The sequence below is a fragment of the Streptomyces sp. NPDC059003 genome (assembly GCF_042740445.1).
In the GTDB taxonomy this organism is placed as follows: domain Bacteria; phylum Actinomycetota; class Actinomycetes; order Streptomycetales; family Streptomycetaceae; genus Streptomyces.
The window spans coordinates 12,890-30,150 of sequence record NZ_JBHYJH010000008.1 but is presented as its reverse complement, the minus strand read 5'-3'; the positions used below and the strand labels follow the sequence as shown (position 1 = coordinate 30,150).

Annotated in this window: 14 protein-coding genes and 1 pseudogene; 13 read left to right on the top strand and 2 right to left on the bottom strand. The window is 72.4% G+C overall.

Annotation, left to right across the window (positions count from 1 at the left end):
- Positions 1 to 4: 4 nt before the first annotated feature.
- A complete protein-coding gene (gene hppD, locus ACFWZ5_RS06430; protein WP_384794953.1) occupies positions 5 to 1,132 on the bottom strand; it encodes a 4-hydroxyphenylpyruvate dioxygenase in 1,128 nt (375 codons plus the stop codon).
- A 269-nt stretch (positions 1,133 to 1,401) separates the two neighbouring features.
- Here hppD and ACFWZ5_RS06425 point away from each other — a divergent pair, with 269 nt between their 5' ends.
- The 7 genes from ACFWZ5_RS06425 to ACFWZ5_RS06395 all read left to right on the top strand — a co-directional run bounded on the left by ACFWZ5_RS06425 (position 1,402) and on the right by ACFWZ5_RS06395 (position 8,463).
- A complete protein-coding gene (locus ACFWZ5_RS06425) occupies positions 1,402 to 2,742 on the top strand; it encodes a PLP-dependent aminotransferase family protein (protein WP_384794951.1) in 1,341 nt (446 codons plus the stop codon).
- Complete coding sequence (locus tag ACFWZ5_RS06420; protein ID WP_384794949.1) at positions 2,739 to 3,617, top strand: prephenate dehydrogenase; 879 nt, start codon at positions 2,739 to 2,741, stop codon at positions 3,615 to 3,617. Before ACFWZ5_RS06425 ends, ACFWZ5_RS06420 begins: the two co-directional genes overlap by 4 nt.
- Before the next feature lie 137 nt (positions 3,618 to 3,754).
- The gene (locus tag ACFWZ5_RS06415) at positions 3,755 to 4,336 is read left to right on the top strand and encodes a hypothetical protein (RefSeq protein ID WP_384794947.1); all 582 of its coding nucleotides are present in this window, start codon (positions 3,755 to 3,757) and stop codon (positions 4,334 to 4,336) included.
- The gene (locus tag ACFWZ5_RS06410; protein WP_384794945.1) at positions 4,333 to 5,691 is read left to right on the top strand and encodes a peptidoglycan-binding protein; all 1,359 of its coding nucleotides are present in this window, start codon (positions 4,333 to 4,335) and stop codon (positions 5,689 to 5,691) included. The genes ACFWZ5_RS06415 and ACFWZ5_RS06410 overlap by 4 nt, the downstream gene beginning before the upstream one ends.
- Positions 5,688 to 6,461: an ABC transporter ATP-binding protein gene (locus ACFWZ5_RS06405; protein ID WP_384794943.1), complete on the top strand. Its 774-nt coding sequence runs from the start codon at positions 5,688 to 5,690 to the stop codon at positions 6,459 to 6,461. The genes ACFWZ5_RS06410 and ACFWZ5_RS06405 overlap by 4 nt, the downstream gene beginning before the upstream one ends.
- On the top strand, positions 6,458 to 7,786 hold the full coding sequence (locus tag ACFWZ5_RS06400) for an ABC transporter permease (RefSeq protein WP_384794941.1): 1,329 nt from the start codon (positions 6,458 to 6,460) through the stop codon (positions 7,784 to 7,786). The genes ACFWZ5_RS06405 and ACFWZ5_RS06400 overlap by 4 nt, the downstream gene beginning before the upstream one ends.
- Before the next feature lie 212 nt (positions 7,787 to 7,998).
- Positions 7,999 to 8,463: a PPOX class F420-dependent oxidoreductase gene (locus ACFWZ5_RS06395; RefSeq protein WP_384794939.1), complete on the top strand. Its 465-nt coding sequence runs from the start codon at positions 7,999 to 8,001 to the stop codon at positions 8,461 to 8,463.
- Here ACFWZ5_RS06395 and ACFWZ5_RS06390 read toward each other — a convergent pair.
- Positions 8,460 to 9,488, bottom strand: coding sequence for a LacI family DNA-binding transcriptional regulator (locus tag ACFWZ5_RS06390; RefSeq protein WP_384794937.1), 1,029 nt, complete (start codon positions 9,486 to 9,488; stop codon positions 8,460 to 8,462). The genes ACFWZ5_RS06395 and ACFWZ5_RS06390 overlap by 4 nt on opposite strands.
- A 317-nt stretch (positions 9,489 to 9,805) precedes the next feature.
- Between ACFWZ5_RS06390 and ACFWZ5_RS06385 the strand changes: the two genes are divergently transcribed.
- From ACFWZ5_RS06385 to ACFWZ5_RS06360, 6 genes and pseudogenes are all read left to right on the top strand, one after another.
- The gene (locus ACFWZ5_RS06385; RefSeq protein WP_384794935.1) at positions 9,806 to 11,077 is read left to right on the top strand and encodes an extracellular solute-binding protein; all 1,272 of its coding nucleotides are present in this window, start codon (positions 9,806 to 9,808) and stop codon (positions 11,075 to 11,077) included.
- 2 nt (positions 11,078 to 11,079) lie between these two features.
- Positions 11,080 to 12,093, top strand: a complete 1,014-nt coding sequence (locus ACFWZ5_RS06380; protein ID WP_384794933.1) for a carbohydrate ABC transporter permease — start codon at positions 11,080 to 11,082, stop codon at positions 12,091 to 12,093.
- Positions 12,090 to 12,947: a sugar ABC transporter permease gene (locus ACFWZ5_RS06375; RefSeq protein ID WP_384794931.1), complete on the top strand. Its 858-nt coding sequence runs from the start codon at positions 12,090 to 12,092 to the stop codon at positions 12,945 to 12,947. The genes ACFWZ5_RS06380 and ACFWZ5_RS06375 overlap by 4 nt, the downstream gene beginning before the upstream one ends.
- Before the next feature lie 58 nt (positions 12,948 to 13,005).
- Entirely contained in the window at positions 13,006 to 14,673 is a 1,668-nt protein-coding gene (locus ACFWZ5_RS06370) for a glycoside hydrolase family 13 protein (protein ID WP_384794929.1), read from the top strand.
- Positions 14,661 to 15,773: a LacI family DNA-binding transcriptional regulator gene (locus tag ACFWZ5_RS06365; RefSeq protein ID WP_384794927.1), complete on the top strand. Its 1,113-nt coding sequence runs from the start codon at positions 14,661 to 14,663 to the stop codon at positions 15,771 to 15,773. The genes ACFWZ5_RS06370 and ACFWZ5_RS06365 overlap by 13 nt, the downstream gene beginning before the upstream one ends.
- Positions 15,774 to 15,917: 144 nt before the next feature.
- Positions 15,918 to 17,261: pseudogene (locus tag ACFWZ5_RS06360) on the top strand (alpha-amylase family protein); the annotation flags it as partial.

The window sequence follows — 17,261 nt, the reverse complement described above, 5'->3', positions numbered from 1 at the left end:
CCCGTCAGGGTGCGGCACGCCGTCCCGTCCGCTCCAGCTCCACGGCCTCGTACAGCGCCTTGATGTTGGCGCTGCCGAAGGTCCGCGCGCCCCGGCGCTCGATGACCTCGTAGAAGAGCGTGCCGCGCGGATGGGCGGACGCGGTGAAGATCTGGAACAGCTGGCCGCCGTGGTCCTCGTCGACCAGGAGGTTCGTCGTCCGCAGGTCGGTCAGCGCGTGCGTCTTCAGGCCGATCCGCTCGCCGAGCAGGTCGTAGTACGCCGCGGGGGTCCGCAGGAACGTGACGCCGCGCGCGGCGAGGGTCCGTACCGAGCGGACCGCGTCGTCGCTGGAGAACGCCAGGTGCTGGACGCCGGGCCCGTGATGGCTCTTCAGGAACTCGTCGATCTGGCCGGCCTTCGCCTTCGGGTCGGGCTCGATGAGCGTCAGCGTGACCGCGCCGGTCACCGCGCTCTGCACGACCTTGGACTCCATGGCCTGGGCGCCGACGACGATGCGCTCCTGGAAGATCTCCCGGAATCCGAGGGCGCGTTCGTAGAACCGGGCCGTCGAGTCGAGGTCGCCCGCGTCCAGGCACACGGCGACGTGGTCGACGTCGAGCAGCCCCGCCTCGCCGCCGCCCGGCCTCCGTGGCTCCGGGGCCGGAACGAACCCGGCGGGCAGCCCGGGCCCCTCCCCGGGATCCCGCTCCACGAGCGTGTGCACGACGTCGCCGAAGCCCGCGACGGCCGCCGTGACGCGCGGACCGCCGCCCGCGTGCCGCGTCGGCCGCCGCACCGGGCGCGCCCCGCCCGCCACCGCGGCGGCGAAGGCCCCGGCCACGTCGGCGGTGCGCAGGGCGATGTCGGCGACGCCGTCGCCGTGCGTGGCGACATAGCCGTACGCGGGGTGCGCCCCCGAGGTCGCGGCGGTCAGCACGAGGGTCGTGCGCCCCTGGCGCAGGGCGACGCCCCGGTGCACGGCGGATCCGCCGGTGCCGACGACCGCGAAGGCGTACCGGTCGACCCAGGCGGACACCGCCGCGTCGAGGTCGTCGACGTACAACTCGACGTAATCGATGGCGAGATCGGTGAGTTCGGTGAGATCGGTGGGTTCGCTGCCCGTGTGGGCCCTTGCGGGGAAATCCGTCATGGGAGTCCTCGTACACGGAAGGATGTGGATGCGATGAACCGGCGCCCGCCGCACGGAATGCGCCACATGGATCGCTCAATTCCTCTTCCGGGGTGCGTCTTTACCGCCGGACGGCGAGGCCGAATACTTCTGCTGCGGCACCTTCTGATGCGGCCCCGATCGTACGGTCGCCCGGCGGTTCCCCGCACCTGTCAAAGCGGTGCCGAACCGCCCTCCGAACCCACTCGCCGAACCCACAAGCCGCACCCTCCCGACAAAGGACGCAGGTGATGGAAATCCTGGAATCGGAAATCACCCGGGCCGAGCTGGACGCGGCCACTCTGCAGGCGGCCACGCTGCACGCGTCGCTCGGTGACGCGTCGATGGAGTCCATGAATCTGCTCAACCAGATCGCCGGTACGTACCCGGACGCGATCTCGTTCGCGGCGGGCCGCCCCTACGAGGGCTTCTACGACGTGGCCCTGCTCCACGAATACCTGCGCACGTTCTGCGCGCACCTCCGCGACGACCTGCACCTGAGCGAGGCGGAGGTCGCCCGGACACTGTTCCAGTACGGCGGCACCAAGGGCATCATCGGCGACCTCGTGGCGCGCAGCCTCGCCGTCGACGAGGGCATCACGGCCGACCCCGCGTCCGTGGTCGTCACCGTCGGCTGCCAGGAGGCGATGTTCCTGGTCCTGCGCGCGCTCCGGGCGAACGACCGGGACGCCGTGCTCGCCCCGAGCCCGACCTACGTCGGCCTCACCGGCGCGGCACTCCTCGCCGACCTGCCGGTCCTTCCCGTACGCACCGGGGAGCACGGCATCGACCTGGACGACCTGGTGGCACAGGCCCGCCGGGCGCGCGCCGCGGGCCGCCGCGTCCGCGCCTGCTACGTCACGCCCGACTTCGCCAACCCCGTCGGCGTGAGCCTGTCGCTCGCCGACCGGCACCGGCTCCTGGACATCGCCGCGGCCGAGGACCTGCTGCTCCTGGAGGACAACGCGTACGGCCTCCTGAACAGCGCCGCCGAGCGCCCGCCCACGCTCAAGTCGCTCGACCGGCACCAACGCGTCGTCTACCTGGGGTCGTTCGCGAAGACCGGCATGCCCGGCGCGCGCGTGGGCTACGCCGTCGCGGGGCAGCGCGTGACCGGCGCCCGCGGCGGCGGCACCCTGCTCGCCGACGAACTCTCGAAGATCAAGAGCATGCTCACGGTCAACACCCCGCCCATCGTGCAGGCCGTCATCGGCGGCAAGCTCCTCGCCCACGGCTGCAGCATGGCCGCCGCCAACCGCCGCGAGACGGAGGTCTACCGCCGCAATCTGCACCAGGTGCTCGACGGCCTCGCCCAGCGGCTCAAGGACCACGAGGGCGTGTCCTGGAACGCCCCGACGGGCGGCTTCTTCATCGTGGTCACCGTCCCGTTCACCGTCGACGACGACCTCCTCGCCCACGCGGCCCGCCACCACGGCGTGCTCTTCACGCCCATGCACCACTTCTACGGCTCCACCGCGGGCCACCACCAACTCCGCCTGTCCATCAGTACGTTGACGCCCGACCGGATCGAGCAGGGCCTCGACAGGCTCGCCGCGGTCATCACCGAGTCGCTGCCGAGCGGTGCCCCGTGACGATCCGCACGCTCGCCGTCGTCGGCACCGGCCTCATCGGCACGTCCGTGGCGCTCGCGGCGAGCGGGCACGGCGTGACCGTCTACCTCTCGGACCGGGACGAGTCCGCCGCCCGCACCGCCGCGGTCCTCGGCGCGGGCCGGGCCGGGCCCCCGCCGCACCCCGTGGACCTGGCGGTGCTCGCGGTGCCGCCCAGCCAGATCGCGCCCGTGCTCGCCGCGGAGCAGGCGCGCGGCCTCGCGCTCAGCTACACCGACGTGGCCAGCGTGAAGGCGCGGCCCGAGCGCGAGATCCTGGACACCGCGCCGGACCCGTCCGCCTTCGTCGGCGGCCACCCCATGGCCGGGCGCGAGCGGTCCGGGCCGCTCGCCGCCCGCGCGGAGCTGTTCCGGGACCGGCCCTGGGTGCTCACGCCGACCCGGCGCACCGCGAAGCCCGCCTTCGACCGGGCCCTCGGCCTGATCGCGCTGTGCGGCGGGGTGCCGCGCGTGATGCGGGCCCGCGCGCACGACGACGCCGTCGCCCTCATCTCCCACGCGCCGCACCTGGTGGCCAGCCTGATGGCCGCACGGCTCAGGGACGGACCGGGTACGGCGGCGCGGCTCGCCGGGCAGGGCCTGCGCGACGTCACGCGGATCGCGGGCGGCGACTCGCGCCTGTGGGGCGACATCGTGGAGTCCAACGCGGCGGCGGTCGCGGGCGTCCTCACCCGGCTCCAGGAGGAACTCGCCGGCGTCGTCGCCGCGCTGTACGACCTCGCCGAACCGGACGACGGCGGCCTGGCGCCGGAGGCCCGCGGCAAGAGCAGGCACACGCTCGTGGACCTCCTGGAGCGGGGTGTCGCCGGGGTGGGGGAGCTGGGTGAACGACGCTGACGGCCCGCCGGTGAACGACGCCGACGGCCCGCGGCGCGCCCGGTGTCCTGCGGTGTCCTGCGGCGCCCTGCGGTGTCTGTACGCGGGGCGCCGCTTGTGTCCGCCGTGTGACCGGCGCCCGCGTACAACTTGGCCCCATGTCCACCTCACCCAAGCGAACCGCACCCTTTGTGCTCGTGGCTTCGGCGGTCGTCGCCGGAGCCCTGCTCGTCGGCTGTTCCGACGACGGCGGGTCGTCGAACGAGGCCAAGTCGAACGCGTCGGCCGGCGCCGACCCCTCCCCGACGAGCCCCTTCGACCAGGCCCTCGCCTTCTCCAAGTGCATGCGCGCGAACGGCGTACCCGGCTTCCCCGACCCGCAGCAGGCCGGGAGCGGCGGCCTCCAGCTCTCGCCGGGCGAGGGCGTCGACCCCAACTCCCCCGAGTTCCAGAAGGCGATGGAGGCCTGCCGCGACAAGATGCCCCAGGGCCAGCTCGGCGGGGGCGGCGCGGGCGGCGGCAAGCCGCTCGACTCGGGCAAGGTCGCCGCGTGGGCCAAGTGCATGCGCAAGAACGGACTGCCCAACCTGCCCGACCCGGAGATCAACGGCGGCTCCATGGCCATCGACTTCGCGGGCAGCGGCATCAACCCCGGCGGCGACGCGTTCCAGAAGGCCAGGGTCGCCTGCCAGGACAAGTGGCCCGGCGGCGGCCTCACCGGCACGGGCGGCGGCCAGTGACCGCACCCGACGAGACCAGAGAACGGGAACACGACGCGGAGTCCGCCGAGTCCGCAGGCCGTGCGGGCGCCCAGGAACCGCACCGGTCCGCCGACACCTCCGGCGCCCTGGAGCTGCGTAAACCGGGCGAGCTGGCCGAGTCCCCTGAACCGCCCTCCACCGACGTGGAGATGAGCGCGGGACAGGGCGGCGAGGTCGGCGACGGCGGCGACGGCGAGGCTGCGGCGCCCACCGGCCACCGCAGGCGCCGCCCCCTGCGCACCACCGTCATCGTCGCTGTCGCGGTCGTCGTGGTCGCCGCCGCGGGCGCCGCGAGCGCCGGGGTCTTCGGAGGTGACGGGGACGGCTCCGACGGCTCCGCGCCCTCCGCGCCGCCGCGGACCGCCAAGGTGCAGCGGACGACGCTGACCCGCACCGAGACCGTCAAGGGCACCCTGGGGTACGGCGATGTGACGGCCGTTCAGGCACCGGCGGGGGCGCGGGGGAGCGCCGGAGTCGTCACCTGGGTGCCCGACGACGGCGACGTCATCGAGCGCGGCGACCCGGTCTACAAGGTCGCCGAACGCGAAGTGCCGCTCCTGTACGGCTCGTTGCCGCTCTACCGGCCGCTGCAGACAGGCAGCGAGGGCCCGGACGTCCGCGTCCTGGAGCGGAACCTCGCCGCGCTCGGCCACACCGGCTTCACCGTCGACGACACGTACACCTCCGACACCGCCGCCGCCGTCCGCGACTGGCAGGGCGACCTGGGCCGCGAGGAGACCGGCGCCGTGCGGCCGGGGGACGCCGTGGTCGCCTCCGGAGCCCGGCGCGTCGCCGACGTCCGGGCCCAGCCCGGCGCACCCCTCGGCGGCACCGTCCTGAGCTGGACCGGCACCGAACGCGCCGTGACCGTCGACCTGGACGCGCAGTACGAGGACCTGGTCGAGAAGGGCACCAAGGCCACGGTCACGCTGCCCGACGACACCACCGTGCGGGCCGAGGTCACCGACGTCGGCACGCCGACCACGCCGCGGGACGGCGGCTCGTCCGGCGAGGGCTCGGGGAACTCCGGGAACGGCGCTGACGACAAGGCCACGCTGCCCGTCGAGCTGAAGGTCGCGTCGCAGCGGGGCCTCGGCCGCTACCAGGCCGCGTCCGTCGACGTCTCCCTGAAGGCCGAGACCCGGGAGAACGTCCTCGTCGTCCCCGTCACCGCCCTGGTGGCCCGGCGCGGCGGAGGCTACGCCCTGGAGGTCGTCGAGTCCGACGGCGACGTGCGGCGCGTGCCGGTCGAGGTCGGCATGTTCGCCGACAGCACGGTCGAGGTCTCCGGCAAGGGGATCTCCGTCGGCACGGTCGTGGGGGTGCCCAAGTGAGCGCGGGGGACCACCCGGTGGTGGAGCTCTCCGGGGTCTCCAAGACGTACGGGGACGTGCACGCCCTGAAGGACGTGGACCTGGTCGTCCGGCGCGGCGAACTCCTCGCGGTCGTCGGCCCGTCCGGCTCCGGCAAGTCCACGATGCTCAACATCATGGGCACCCTGGACCGGCCCAGCACGGGGAGCGTCCGCATCGACGGCCACGACGTCGGGAGCCTCACCGACCGGGAGCTGTCCGCGCTCCGGGCCCAGACGATCGGGTTCGTCTTCCAGCAGTTCCATCTCGCGCCGGGCGTCCCGGCGGTGGACTCCGTCGCGGACGGGCTCCTGTACAGCGGCCGTTCCCGCGGCGAGCGGCGCCGCCTCGCCGAGCGCGCGCTGCGCAGGGTCGGGCTCGGCCACCGCCTCCAGCACGAGCCGCACCAGCTCTCCGGCGGCGAGAAGCAGCGCGTGGCCCTCGCCCGCGCGGTGCTCGGCGACCCTTCCCCAAGCTCTTCGAGCAGGGGAGGCCCCATGCTCCTGCTCGCCGACGAGCCGACGGGCGCCCTGGACTCGCGCTCCGGCGCGGTGGTCATCGACCTGCTGCACGAGCTGCACCGGGCCGGGACCACGATCGTCGTGATCACCCACGACCGGGACATCGCGGGCGCCCTGCCGCGCGAGGTGCGGATCAAGGACGGCCGCGTCGAGCACGACACGGCGTCCGGGCGGCACGACGGCGGCGCACTCGTCCCGGCCGGACCGCTGACGGGGGAGGCCGCGCGGTGAGTACGACGAAGGGGCTCGCGACGATGCGTACGGCGAAGGAGCTCGCGACAAGGAGGACGGCGAAGCGGCCCGTGACAGCGAGTACGGCGAAGGAGCGCACGTCTCCCGCCCCGCGGCAGGGCCCTGACCGGCCGCGCCCCAAACCCGCCCGGCTGCGCCCCGCCGACGTGCTGCGGGTCGGCGGCTCGGGCCTGCGCTCGCGGCCGCTGCGCGTGTTCCTCTCGGCCCTCGGCATCGCGATCGGCATCGCCGCGATGGTGAGCGTGGTCGGCATCTCGACGTCGAGCACGGAGGACCTCGACCGGCGCCTCGCCGCGCTCGGCACCAATCTGCTCACGGTCACCCCCGGCCAGTCCTTCGCGGGCGGCGCCGCCCATCTGCCCGACGAGTCCGTGGAGATGATCGGCAACATCGACGGCGTCGACGCGGTCTCCGCCGTCGGCAGGACGGCGGCGAAGGTGTACCGCAACGACCACGTGCCGAAGGAGGAGACCGGCGGCCTCACCGTGTACGCGGCCCGCACGGATCTGCCGGGACCCGCGGGCGCGAAGGTCGTCGACGGCCGCTGGCTGAACGCCGCCAACGCCCGCTATCCGGCGGTGGTCCTCGGCCCCAAGGCCGCCGAGCAGCTCGGGGTCTTCCGGGCAGGGGCCGACACGAAGGTGTGGCTGGGCGGCCGGTGGTTCACCGTCGTCGGCCTGCTCGCGCCCAACGAACTGGTGCCGGACCTCGACTCCGCCGCCCTCGTCGGCTGGCCGGTCGCGGAGGCGGAGCTGGACTTCGACGGCTACCCGACGACCGTGTACACGCGCACCGACGACGCGGCCGTCACCGACGTCCAGTCCGTGCTCGGCGCCACCGCCAACCCCGAGAACCCCGGCGAGGCCAACGTCTCGCGGCCGTCCGACGCCCTGGAGGCCAAGGAGGCCACCGACGACACGCTCAGCGGCCTGCTCCTCGGGCTCGGCGCGGTCGCCCTGCTCGTCGGCGGCGTCGGCGTGGCCAACACCATGGTCATCTCCGTCCTTGAGCGCCGTTCCGAGATCGGCCTGCGCCGCTCCCTCGGCGCGACGCGCGGGCAGGTCCGCACCCAGTTCCTGTGCGAGGCGCTGCTGCTCTCCGCGCTCGGCGGGCTCGGGGGCGTCCTGCTCGGCATCGCCGTCACCTCCGGGTACGCCGCCTACCAGGGCTGGCCCTCGGTGGTGCCGGTGTGGGCGATGGCGGGCGGTGTCGGCGCGACCCTGGTCATCGGCGGCCTGGCCGGCTTCTACCCGGCCGTCCGCGCCGCCCGGCTGCCCCCGACGGAGGCCCTCGCCACCACGTGACACCCCCTGCCGCGGTGCCTTCGCACGTCCGAATCCCCCGCAGGACGGCGAGGGCACCGCTTCGTCCCCCTCCGCGGAAGGTGCACGCGCCCGCGAAAGCGGTGGACACCCACCCGTCCGCCCTACGCTCGCCCCACGACCGAACACTCGGGGGAGCCCCGTGCCCGAGCACTCGGGGAGTGACCCACGGCTGACCACAGGGGGGAAGACCCATGGCTGACCACAGGGGGAAGACCGGCGACGACGCCCTGTTCGAGCTGCTCGCCGCGCAGCGCGTCGGCACGCTCGTGACCCTCAAGCGCGACGGCCGCCCGCAGCTGTCGAACGTCGGCTACGCGTACGACCCGCACGCGCGCGTCGTCCGGCTCATGGTCACCTACGACCGCGCCAAGACCCGCAACCTGCGCCGTGATCCGCGCGCGACCTTCTTCGTGAGCAGCCCCAACGGCTACGCGTACATGGCTGCTGAGGGCGAGGCCGAGCTCACCCCCATCACGACGGACCCGCACGACGCGGTCGCCGACGAACTCGTCGAGGTGTTCCGGGGGTTCCAGGGCGAGCACCCCGACTGGGAGCGCTTCCGCTCGGCGATGGTCAGGGAGCGGCGCCTGGTGGTCAGGCTGCCCGTCAAGTACGTGTACGGGGCGGCGGGCCGCCGCCTCGCCGGGTCCCGCTAGCGGGCGGCCCGCCGCCCCGACGCGGTGGAGCCGCGCACCACCAGCTCCGGCAGGAAGACGAACTCGCTGTGCGGGGCGGGCGTGCCGCCGACCTCCTCCAGGAGCGCGCGCACCGCCGCCTGGCCCATCGCCTGCACGGGCTGGCGGATCGTGGTCAGGGGCGGGTCGGTGAACGCGATGAGCGGCGAGTCGTCGAAGCCGACCACCGAGATGTCGCGCGGCACGTCGAGGCCCTGTTCGCGGGCGGCGCGGACGGCGCCGAGCGCCATCATGTCGCTGGCGCACACGACGCCCGTGCAGCCGCGGGCGATCAGCGCGGTCGCGGCCGCCTGCCCGCCCTCCAGCGTGTAGAGGGAGTGCTCGACCAGCTCCTCGGACTCCGCCGTGGACAGGCCGAGGAGCTCGCGCATGCCGAGGTGGAAGCCCTCGATCTTGCGGACGACGGGCACGAAGCGCTTGGGCCCGACCGCGAGGCCGATGCGGGTGTGGCCGAGCGAGGCCAGGTGCCGCACGGCCAGCCGCACCGCGGCCCGGTCGTCGGTCGACACGAAGGGCGCGTCGACCTTGGGGGAGAAGCCGTTGACCAGGACGTGGGGGACGCCCTGGGCGCGCAGCGCCTCGTAGCGGCCCATGTCGGCGGTGGTGTCGGCGTGCAGGCCCGACACGAAGATGATCCCGGCGACACCGCGGTCCACCAGCATCTCCGTGAGCTCGTCCTCGGTGGAGCCGCCCGGGGTCTGGGTGGCGAGGACCGGTGTGTAGCCCTGGCGCGTCAGGGCCTGGCCGACGACCTGGGCGAGCGCGGGGAAGATCGGGTTGTCCAGCTCGGGCGTGATCAGGCCGACCAGGCCCGCGCTGTCGCGGCGGCGGAGCCGGACGGGGCGCTCGTAGCCGAGCACGTCGAGCGCGGCGAGGACGGCCTCGCGGGTGGCCACGGCCACGCCGGGCCTGCCGTTCAGGACCCGGCTCACCGTCGCTTCGCTGACCCCCGCCTGGGCTGCGATGTCGACGAGCCGTGCGGTCATGCAGCGGACTGTACAGGCCGGACGGCGTCTTGCCCACGTCTTGCGAAAGCTTGCAGCAAGAACTGAGCATGGGTGGTCCGGGGCGCATCGGTAATGGACAGGACACGCGGCGGTAACGATTGCCGTCTCTTGCAGAAATTTCCCGCAAGGTCTTTCGAGACGTTTTCAAGCCTGTTACGTTCCTGCCAGCCCGACGCCGCGCCGACCCCTCGGACAGGTCCTGGTGCGGCCCCGGGAGGCACCTCTTCGTCTCCCCTCGTCTGCGGGTCATTCCGGGATCATCCCGGGCCTTTCCGGGACCAGTTGAAGGAGTTCACATGCGGCGTGGCACAGCGGCCACCGCACTGGTCGCCGCCCTCACGTTGACAGCGGCAGCGTGCGGCGGCGACGACGGCGACGGCGGGAAGAAGAGCGGCGGCAAGCTCTCCGGCACCGTGACGTTCTGGGACACCTCGAACGACGCGGAGAAGGGCACGTACGAGAAGCTGGCCAAGGGCTTCGAGGACCTGCACCCGGGCGTCAAGGTCAACTACGTCAGCGTCCCGTTCGGCGAGGCCAACGCCAAGTTCAAGAACGCCGCGGGCGGCAACTCCGGTGCCCCCGACGTGATGCGCACCGAGGTCGCCTGGGTCGCCGACTTCGCCAACCTCGGCTACCTGGCGCCCCTCGACGGCACCGCCGCCCTCGACAAGCCGGACGACTACCTGCCGCAGGCCGCCGCGAGCACCAAGTTCAAGGGCAAGACCTACGCGGCTCCGCAGACCATCGACACCCTCGCGCTCTTCTACAACAAGAAGATGCTCAAGCAGGCGGGCGTCGCGGTCCCCAAGACCTTCGCCGACGTCAAGTCCGCCGCCAAGAAGATCAAGTCGAAGTCCGGCAAGACGGGCTTGTACCTGCGCGGCGACGACCCGTACTTCTACCTGCCGTACCTCTACGGCGAGGGCGGTGACCTCCTCGACACCAAGAAGAAGGAGATCACCGTCGACGACGCCGAGGGCGAGGCCGCCTTCAAGGTCATGAAGGACCTCGTCGACTCCAAGGCCGCGGTCACCGACGCCAGCGACGGCTACAACAACCAGCTGAACGCCTTCAAGGACGGCGACGTCGCGATGGCCCTCGACGGCCCCTGGTCCATCGAGGGCGCCCTGCAGGGCAAGCAGTTCAAGAAGGACAAGGCCAACCTGGGCGTCGCGCCCGTGCCCGGCGGCAGCGCGCGCCAGGCCTCGCCGCAGGGCGGCTGGAACCTCGCCGCGTACGCGGGCTCCAAGAACCTCGACGCCTCCTACGCGTTCATCAAGTACATGAGCTCGGCGAAGGTGCAGCAGCAGACCACCGAGAAGCTCAGCCTCCTTCCGACCCGCACCTCCGTGTACGAGGTCAAGTCCGTCAAGGGCAACCAGATGGTCCAGTTCTTCAAGCCGGCCGTCGACAAGTCCGTGCAGCGGCCGTGGATCCCCGAGGCCAACTCCCTGTTCGAGCCGATCCGGCTGCAGATGGGCAAGGTCCTGAACGGCGACACCTCGCCCGGCGACGGCGCCAAGGGCATCGGCGACGCGTACCGCAAGCTCCTGAAGGACTACAAGTAGGCATGGCTGTCGACAGCGGCCGGCCGGTCGTGAAGGCACAGCGGGGCGCGGCCGCCGAGCGCGGCCGCGCCCGCGGCCACGGCAAGAACCCGGGGCGCCTGCGCAGGACGCTCACCACCCACTGGTACGCCTGGGCCATGGTCGCCCCCGTGGTGATCGTCATCGGCGTGATCGTCGGCTATCCGCTGGCCCGCGGCGTCTTCCTCTCGACGACGAACGCCAACGAGGCGAACGTCGAGCGGACCATCGGCGTCAACCACATCCCGGCGACGTACGAGTCGGTGGGCCTCGACAACTACCGGGCGATCCTCGACGACGGCGTCTTCTGGGACCGGCTGACCTGGACCGTCGTCTGGACGGTGTCCTGCGTCGCCCTGTCGTTCGCCCTCGGACTCGTCCTCGCGAACATGCTCAACCGCAAGCTCAAGGGCCGCTCCGTCTACCGGATGGCGCTGATCCTGCCCTGGGCGGTGCCCGCGTTCGTCTCCGTCTTCACCTGGCGGCTGCTCTTCAACGAGAAGAAGGGCCTCCTCAACAAGATCCTCGAAGGCGGCGGCATCGACGCGGTCCCGTGGCTGAACGACCCGACCTGGGCGAAGCTCTCGGTGATCGCCGTCAACGTCTGGCTCGGCGTGCCGTTCATGCTGGTCGCCATGCTCGGCGGGCTCCAGTCCATCCCGGGCGAGCTGTACGAGGCCGCGGAGATGGACGGCGCGAGCGCCTGGCAGCGCTTCCGGTACGTGACCCTGCCGGGGCTCAGGCCCGTCGCCACGACCGTGGTCCTCATCAGCGCCATCTGGACCTTCAACATGTTCCCGGTGATCTTCCTGCTCACCCGGGGCGGTCCTGGCGACGCCACGGAGATCCTGGTGACGTACGCCTACCGGCTCTCGTTCGTCGTCAGCCCCCGCGACTTCGCCGGGTCCGCGGCCTGGGGCGTGCTCATCCTGCTGCTCCTTTCGCTCTTCGCGGTGGTCTACCGCCGCGCGCTCCGCAAGCAAGGAGAGGTGTGGTGACCTCCGTGACACCGAAGAAGGTCAGGGCGCGCGGCGAGCGCGGGCCGCTCGCGTCCGTCGCGCTGCACACGACCCTGCTCATCGCCAGCGCCGTCGCGGTGCTTCCGCCGCTGTGGCTGCTCGTCACCTCGTTCAAGCCCGAGAGCGAGGCGTTCTCCACGGCCCTCGTGAAGGACTTCACGCTCGGCAACTACGACCACGTACTCAACGAGACCAAGTTCCTCGACTGGGTCGTCAACTCCCTGCTCGTCGTCGGCCTGACCACCGTCATCGGCGTGTTCATCTCCGCGACCACCGGGTACGCCGTCAGCCGGTTCAGGTTCCCCGGCATGCGCCCCCTGATGTGGCTGCTCCTGATCACCCAGATGTTCCCGGTCGCCGTGCTCATCGTGCCGCTGTACAACCTGCTCGCGAGCCTGGAGCTGCTCAACCAGCCCATGGGCCTGGTCCTCACCTACCTGACCATCGCGGTGCCGTTCAGCGCCTGGATGATGAAGGGGTACTTCGACACCATCCCGGTGGAGATCGACGAGGCGGGCCGCGTGGACGGGCTCAACCCGTTCGGCACGTTCTGGCGGCTGATCCTGCCGCTCGCCAAGCCCGGCCTCGCCGTCACCGCCTTCTACAGCTTCATCACCGGCTGGGCCGAGGTCGCCTACGCCTCCGCTTTCATGACGGGCGAGGAGAACCTGACGCTCGCGGGCGGCCTGCAGACCTTCGTCAACCAGTACACCAGCGACTGGGGTTCGCTCACGGCCGCCGCCGTGATCGTGGCCGTGCCCGCCGCGGTGATCTTCGGCCTGGTGCAGCGCCACCTCGTCTCCGGCCTGACGGCCGGGGCCACGAAGTCCTGACGCCCGCCCCCGCTCTCCGCTCCGCCGCTCTCTTCTGCCTCCATCTCACAGGGACGACATGACCAAGGACCTCGCTGCCCCCGCCGCCCCCGCCTCCGGTACGCGTACGGACTGGTGGCGCGACGCGGTGATCTACCAGGTCTATCCGCGCAGCTTCGCCGACGGCGACGGCGACGGCATGGGCGACCTGGCGGGCATCCGCGCCCGCCTGCCCTATCTGAAGGACCTCGGCGTCGACGCCGTCTGGCTCAGCCCGTTCTACGCGTCGCCGCAGGCCGACGCGGGCTACGACGTCGCCGACTACCGCGCCATCGACCCCATGTTCGGCACCCTCCACGACGCCGACGCGGTGATCCGCGACGCGCACGGGCTCGGCCTGCGCGTCATCGTCGACCTGGTGCCCAACCACTCCTCCGACCGGCACGACTGGTTCCGGCGCGCCCTCAAGGAAGGACCGGGCTCGCCCCTCAGGGACCGCTACCACTTCCGTACCGGCAAGGGTGAGCGCGGCGAACTCCCGCCCAACGACTGGGAGTCCATCTTCGGCGGGCCCGCCTGGACCCGCACCGAGAACCCCGACGGCACCCCCGGCGAGTGGTACCTCCACCTGTTCGCCCCCGAGCAGCCCGACTTCGACTGGGACCACCCCGCCGTACGCGACGAGTTCCGCTCGATCCTGCGCTTCTGGCTCGACATGGGCGTCGACGGCTTCCGCGTCGACGTCGCCCACGGCCTCGTCAAGGCCGCGGGACTGCCCGACATCGGCCACCGCGACCAGCTGAAGCTGCTCGGCAACGACACCATGCCGTTCTTCGACCAGGACGGCGTGCACGAGATCTACCGCAGCTGGCGGCAGGTCCTCGCCGAGTACGCGGGCGACAAGGTCCTGGTCGCCGAGGCGTGGACCCCGACCGTCGAGCGCACCGCCCTGTACGTGCGCCCCGACGAGATGCACCAGGCCTTCAACTTCCAGTACCTGGGCACCCCTTGGGACGCCGCCGAGCTGCGCGCGGTCATCGACGGCTCCCTCTCCGCGATGCGCCCCGTCGGCGCCCCCGCCACCTGGGTCCTGTCCAACCACGACGTCACCCGGCACGCCACCCGCTTCGCCAACGAGCCGGGGCTCGGCACCCAGCTGCGCACCCCCGGGGACCGGGAGCTCGGCCTGCGGCGCGCCCGGGCCGCGACGCTCCTGATGCTGGCGCTGCCCGGCTCCGCGTACCTCTACCAGGGCGAGGAGCTCGGCCTGCCCGACGTCACCGACCTGCCCGACGAGGCCCGCCAGGACCCGTCGTTCCACCGGGCGCAGGGCCAGGACGGGTTCCGCGACGGCTGCCGCGTGCCGATCCCCTGGACCAAGGACGGCTCGTCGTACGGCTTCGGGTCCGGCGGCAGCTGGCTGCCGCAGCCGTCCGGCTGGGGCGAGCTGAGCGTCGAGGCGCAGACCGGCGTGCCCGGCTCGACCCTGGAGCTGTACCGCGAGGCGCTCGCCGTCCGGCGTGCGCGGGCGGGGCTCGGCGCGGGCGACGCGCTGGAGTGGCTGGACGCGCCCGACGGCGTCCTCGCGTTCCGGCGCGACGGATTCGTGTGCACCGCCAACACCACGGGCGCGGCGGTGCGGATTCCGGCCCCCGGCCGGGCACTCCTTTCGAGCGGCGACGTCGTCGAAGCCGTGGACGGTCTCGTGAACCTGCCCGCCGACACCACCGTCTGGTGGGAGGTGTGACGACGTCCCCGCCGCGGGACGCCGACCGGAGCCCTCGTGACGTTGAGCGCGGCGCCCCGCGGCTCGCGGACATCGCCGCCCAGGCCGAGGTCAGCGAGGCCACCGCGAGCCGCGTGCTCAACGGCAGGGCGGGCGTGGCCGACGCCACCCGGCGCCGGGTCCTCGCCGCGCTCGACGTCCTCGGCTACGAGCGGCCGCTGCGTCTGAAACGGCGCAGCGCGGGCCTGGTGGGCCTGGTGATCCCCGAGCTCACCAACCCGATCTTCCCGGCCTTCGCGCAGGTCATCGAGCAGGTCCTCGCCGGGCACGGCTACACGCCGATGCTGTGCACGCAGCTGCCGGGCGGTGCCACCGAGGACGAGCTGGTCGAGCAGCTGGAGGCGCGCGGCGTCAGCGGCATCGTCTTCCTCTCGGGACTGCACTCCGACACGACGGCCGACCCCGGGCGCTATCTCGGACTCGCGGGCAGGGGCGTGCCGTTCGTCCTCGTCAACGGCTACAACGAGCACGTCCCCGTCTCCTTCGTGTCGTCCGACGACCGGGCCGCCGTGCGGATGGCGGTGCGCCATCTGGTGGACCTGGGACACGAGCGGATCGGCCTCGCCATCGGGCCGACCCGGTACGTGCCCTCGCGGCGCAAGGCCGAGGGGTTCGCGGCGGCCCTGCACGAGCACTTCGGCCTGGAGCAGGGGGAGGCCGAACTGCTCGTGCGGCGCACGCTGTTCACGGTCGAGGGCGGGCACGCGGCGGCCGGCGCACTGCTCGACAGCGGCTGCACGGCCGTGGTGTGCGGCAGCGACATGATGGCGCTCGGCGCGGTCAGGGCGGCCCGCCAGCGCGGCCTCAGCGTGCCCGGCGACTTCTCGGTGGTGGGCTTCGACGACTCGCCGCTGATCGCCTTCACGGACCCGCCGCTGACCACGGTGCGGCAGCCGGTGCGGGCGATGGCGTCGGCCGCGGTGGGCGCCCTCGTCGAGGAGATCGAGGGAAACCCCGTGCAGCGCACCGAGTTCGTCTTCCAGCCGGAGCTGGTCGTGCGCGGTTCCACGGCGCAGGTGAAGGATTTCAGCGGTGTGACGGAGGCATGTCCGAAGGGTTGACCGGGGTTGTTGAGCGCCGTACGGTCACGGGCGAAAACTGAGCCGCAAGTTTGCTGCAAGAACCTTCAGGAGGCCCCCGTGACACCCCTGATATCCCGGAGGAGCGGCTCGCGCCGTGCACCGGCGCACGTCGTAACGCTCGCCCTGTGCGCGGCAGTCGGCGGCAGCGTCGTCGCCGCCCCGCAGGCCGAGGCCGCGCCGCCCGGCGGCAAGGACGTCACCGCCGTGCTCTTCGAGTGGACGTTCAGCTCGGTGGCGAAGGCGTGCACCGACCGGCTCGGCCCGGACGGCTACGGCTACGTCCAGGTGTCGCCGCCCCAGGAGCACATCCAGGGGTCGCAGTGGTGGACCTCGTACCAGCCCGTGAGCTACCGGATCGCCGGACGGCTCGGCGACCGGGCCGCGTTCAGGAGCATGGTCGACACCTGTCACGCGGCGGGCGTGAAGGTCGTCGTCGACACCGTCATCAACCACATGGCGGCCGGGGACGGCACCGGCACGGGCGGCTCGTCGTACACCAAGTACGGCTATCCGGGCGTCTACTCACGCCCCGACTTCGACAACTGCACCGCGCCGATCTCCAACTACCGGGACCGCTTCGACGTCCAGGAGTGCGAGCTCGTCGGCCTCGCGGACCTGGACACCGGCGAGGACCACGTGCGCGGCCGGATCGCCGCGTACCTGAACGACCTGCTGACTCTCGGCGTCGACGGGTTCCGCGTGGACGCCGCCAAGCACATGGCCGCGGGCGACCTGAAGAACATCAAGTCCCGCCTGAAGGAACCGAACGCCTACTGGAAGCAGGAGGCCATCTTCGGCGCGGGCGAGGCGGTGGCGCCGGACGAGTACCTCGGCAACGGCGACGTGCAGGAGTTCCGGTACGCGCGCGACCTCAAGCGGGTCTTCCAGGGCGAGAAGCTGGCGTACCTGAAGAACTACGGCGAGGGCTGGGGATACCTGCCCTCGAACAGCTCCGCGGTGTTCGTCGCCAACCACGACACCGAGCGCGGCGGCGACACCCTCACGTACAAGGACGGCGCCGACCACACCCTGGCCCATGTGTTCATGCTGGCCTGGCCGTACGGCGCCCCGGACGTGCACTCCGGCTACGAGTTCACCGACCGCGACGCCGGGCCCCCGAACGGCGGCCGGGTCGACGCCTGTTACCGCGACGGCTGGAAGTGCCAGCACGCCTGGCCCGAGATCCGCGGCATGGTGAAGCTCCGCAACACCGCGCGCGGCACGGGCGTGACGAACTGGTGGGACAACGGCAACGACGCCATCGCGTTCGGGCGCGGCGACAAGGCGTACGTCGTCGTCAACCACGAGGGCGCGGCGGTGGACCGCACCTTCCAGACGTCCCTGCCCGCGGGCGGCTACTGCGACGTGCAGAGCGGCCGGAGCGTCACCGTCGACGGCTCGGGCCGGTTCACGGCGTCCGTGGCCCCGAACACCGCCCTCGCCCTGCACACCGGGGCGAGGAGCTGC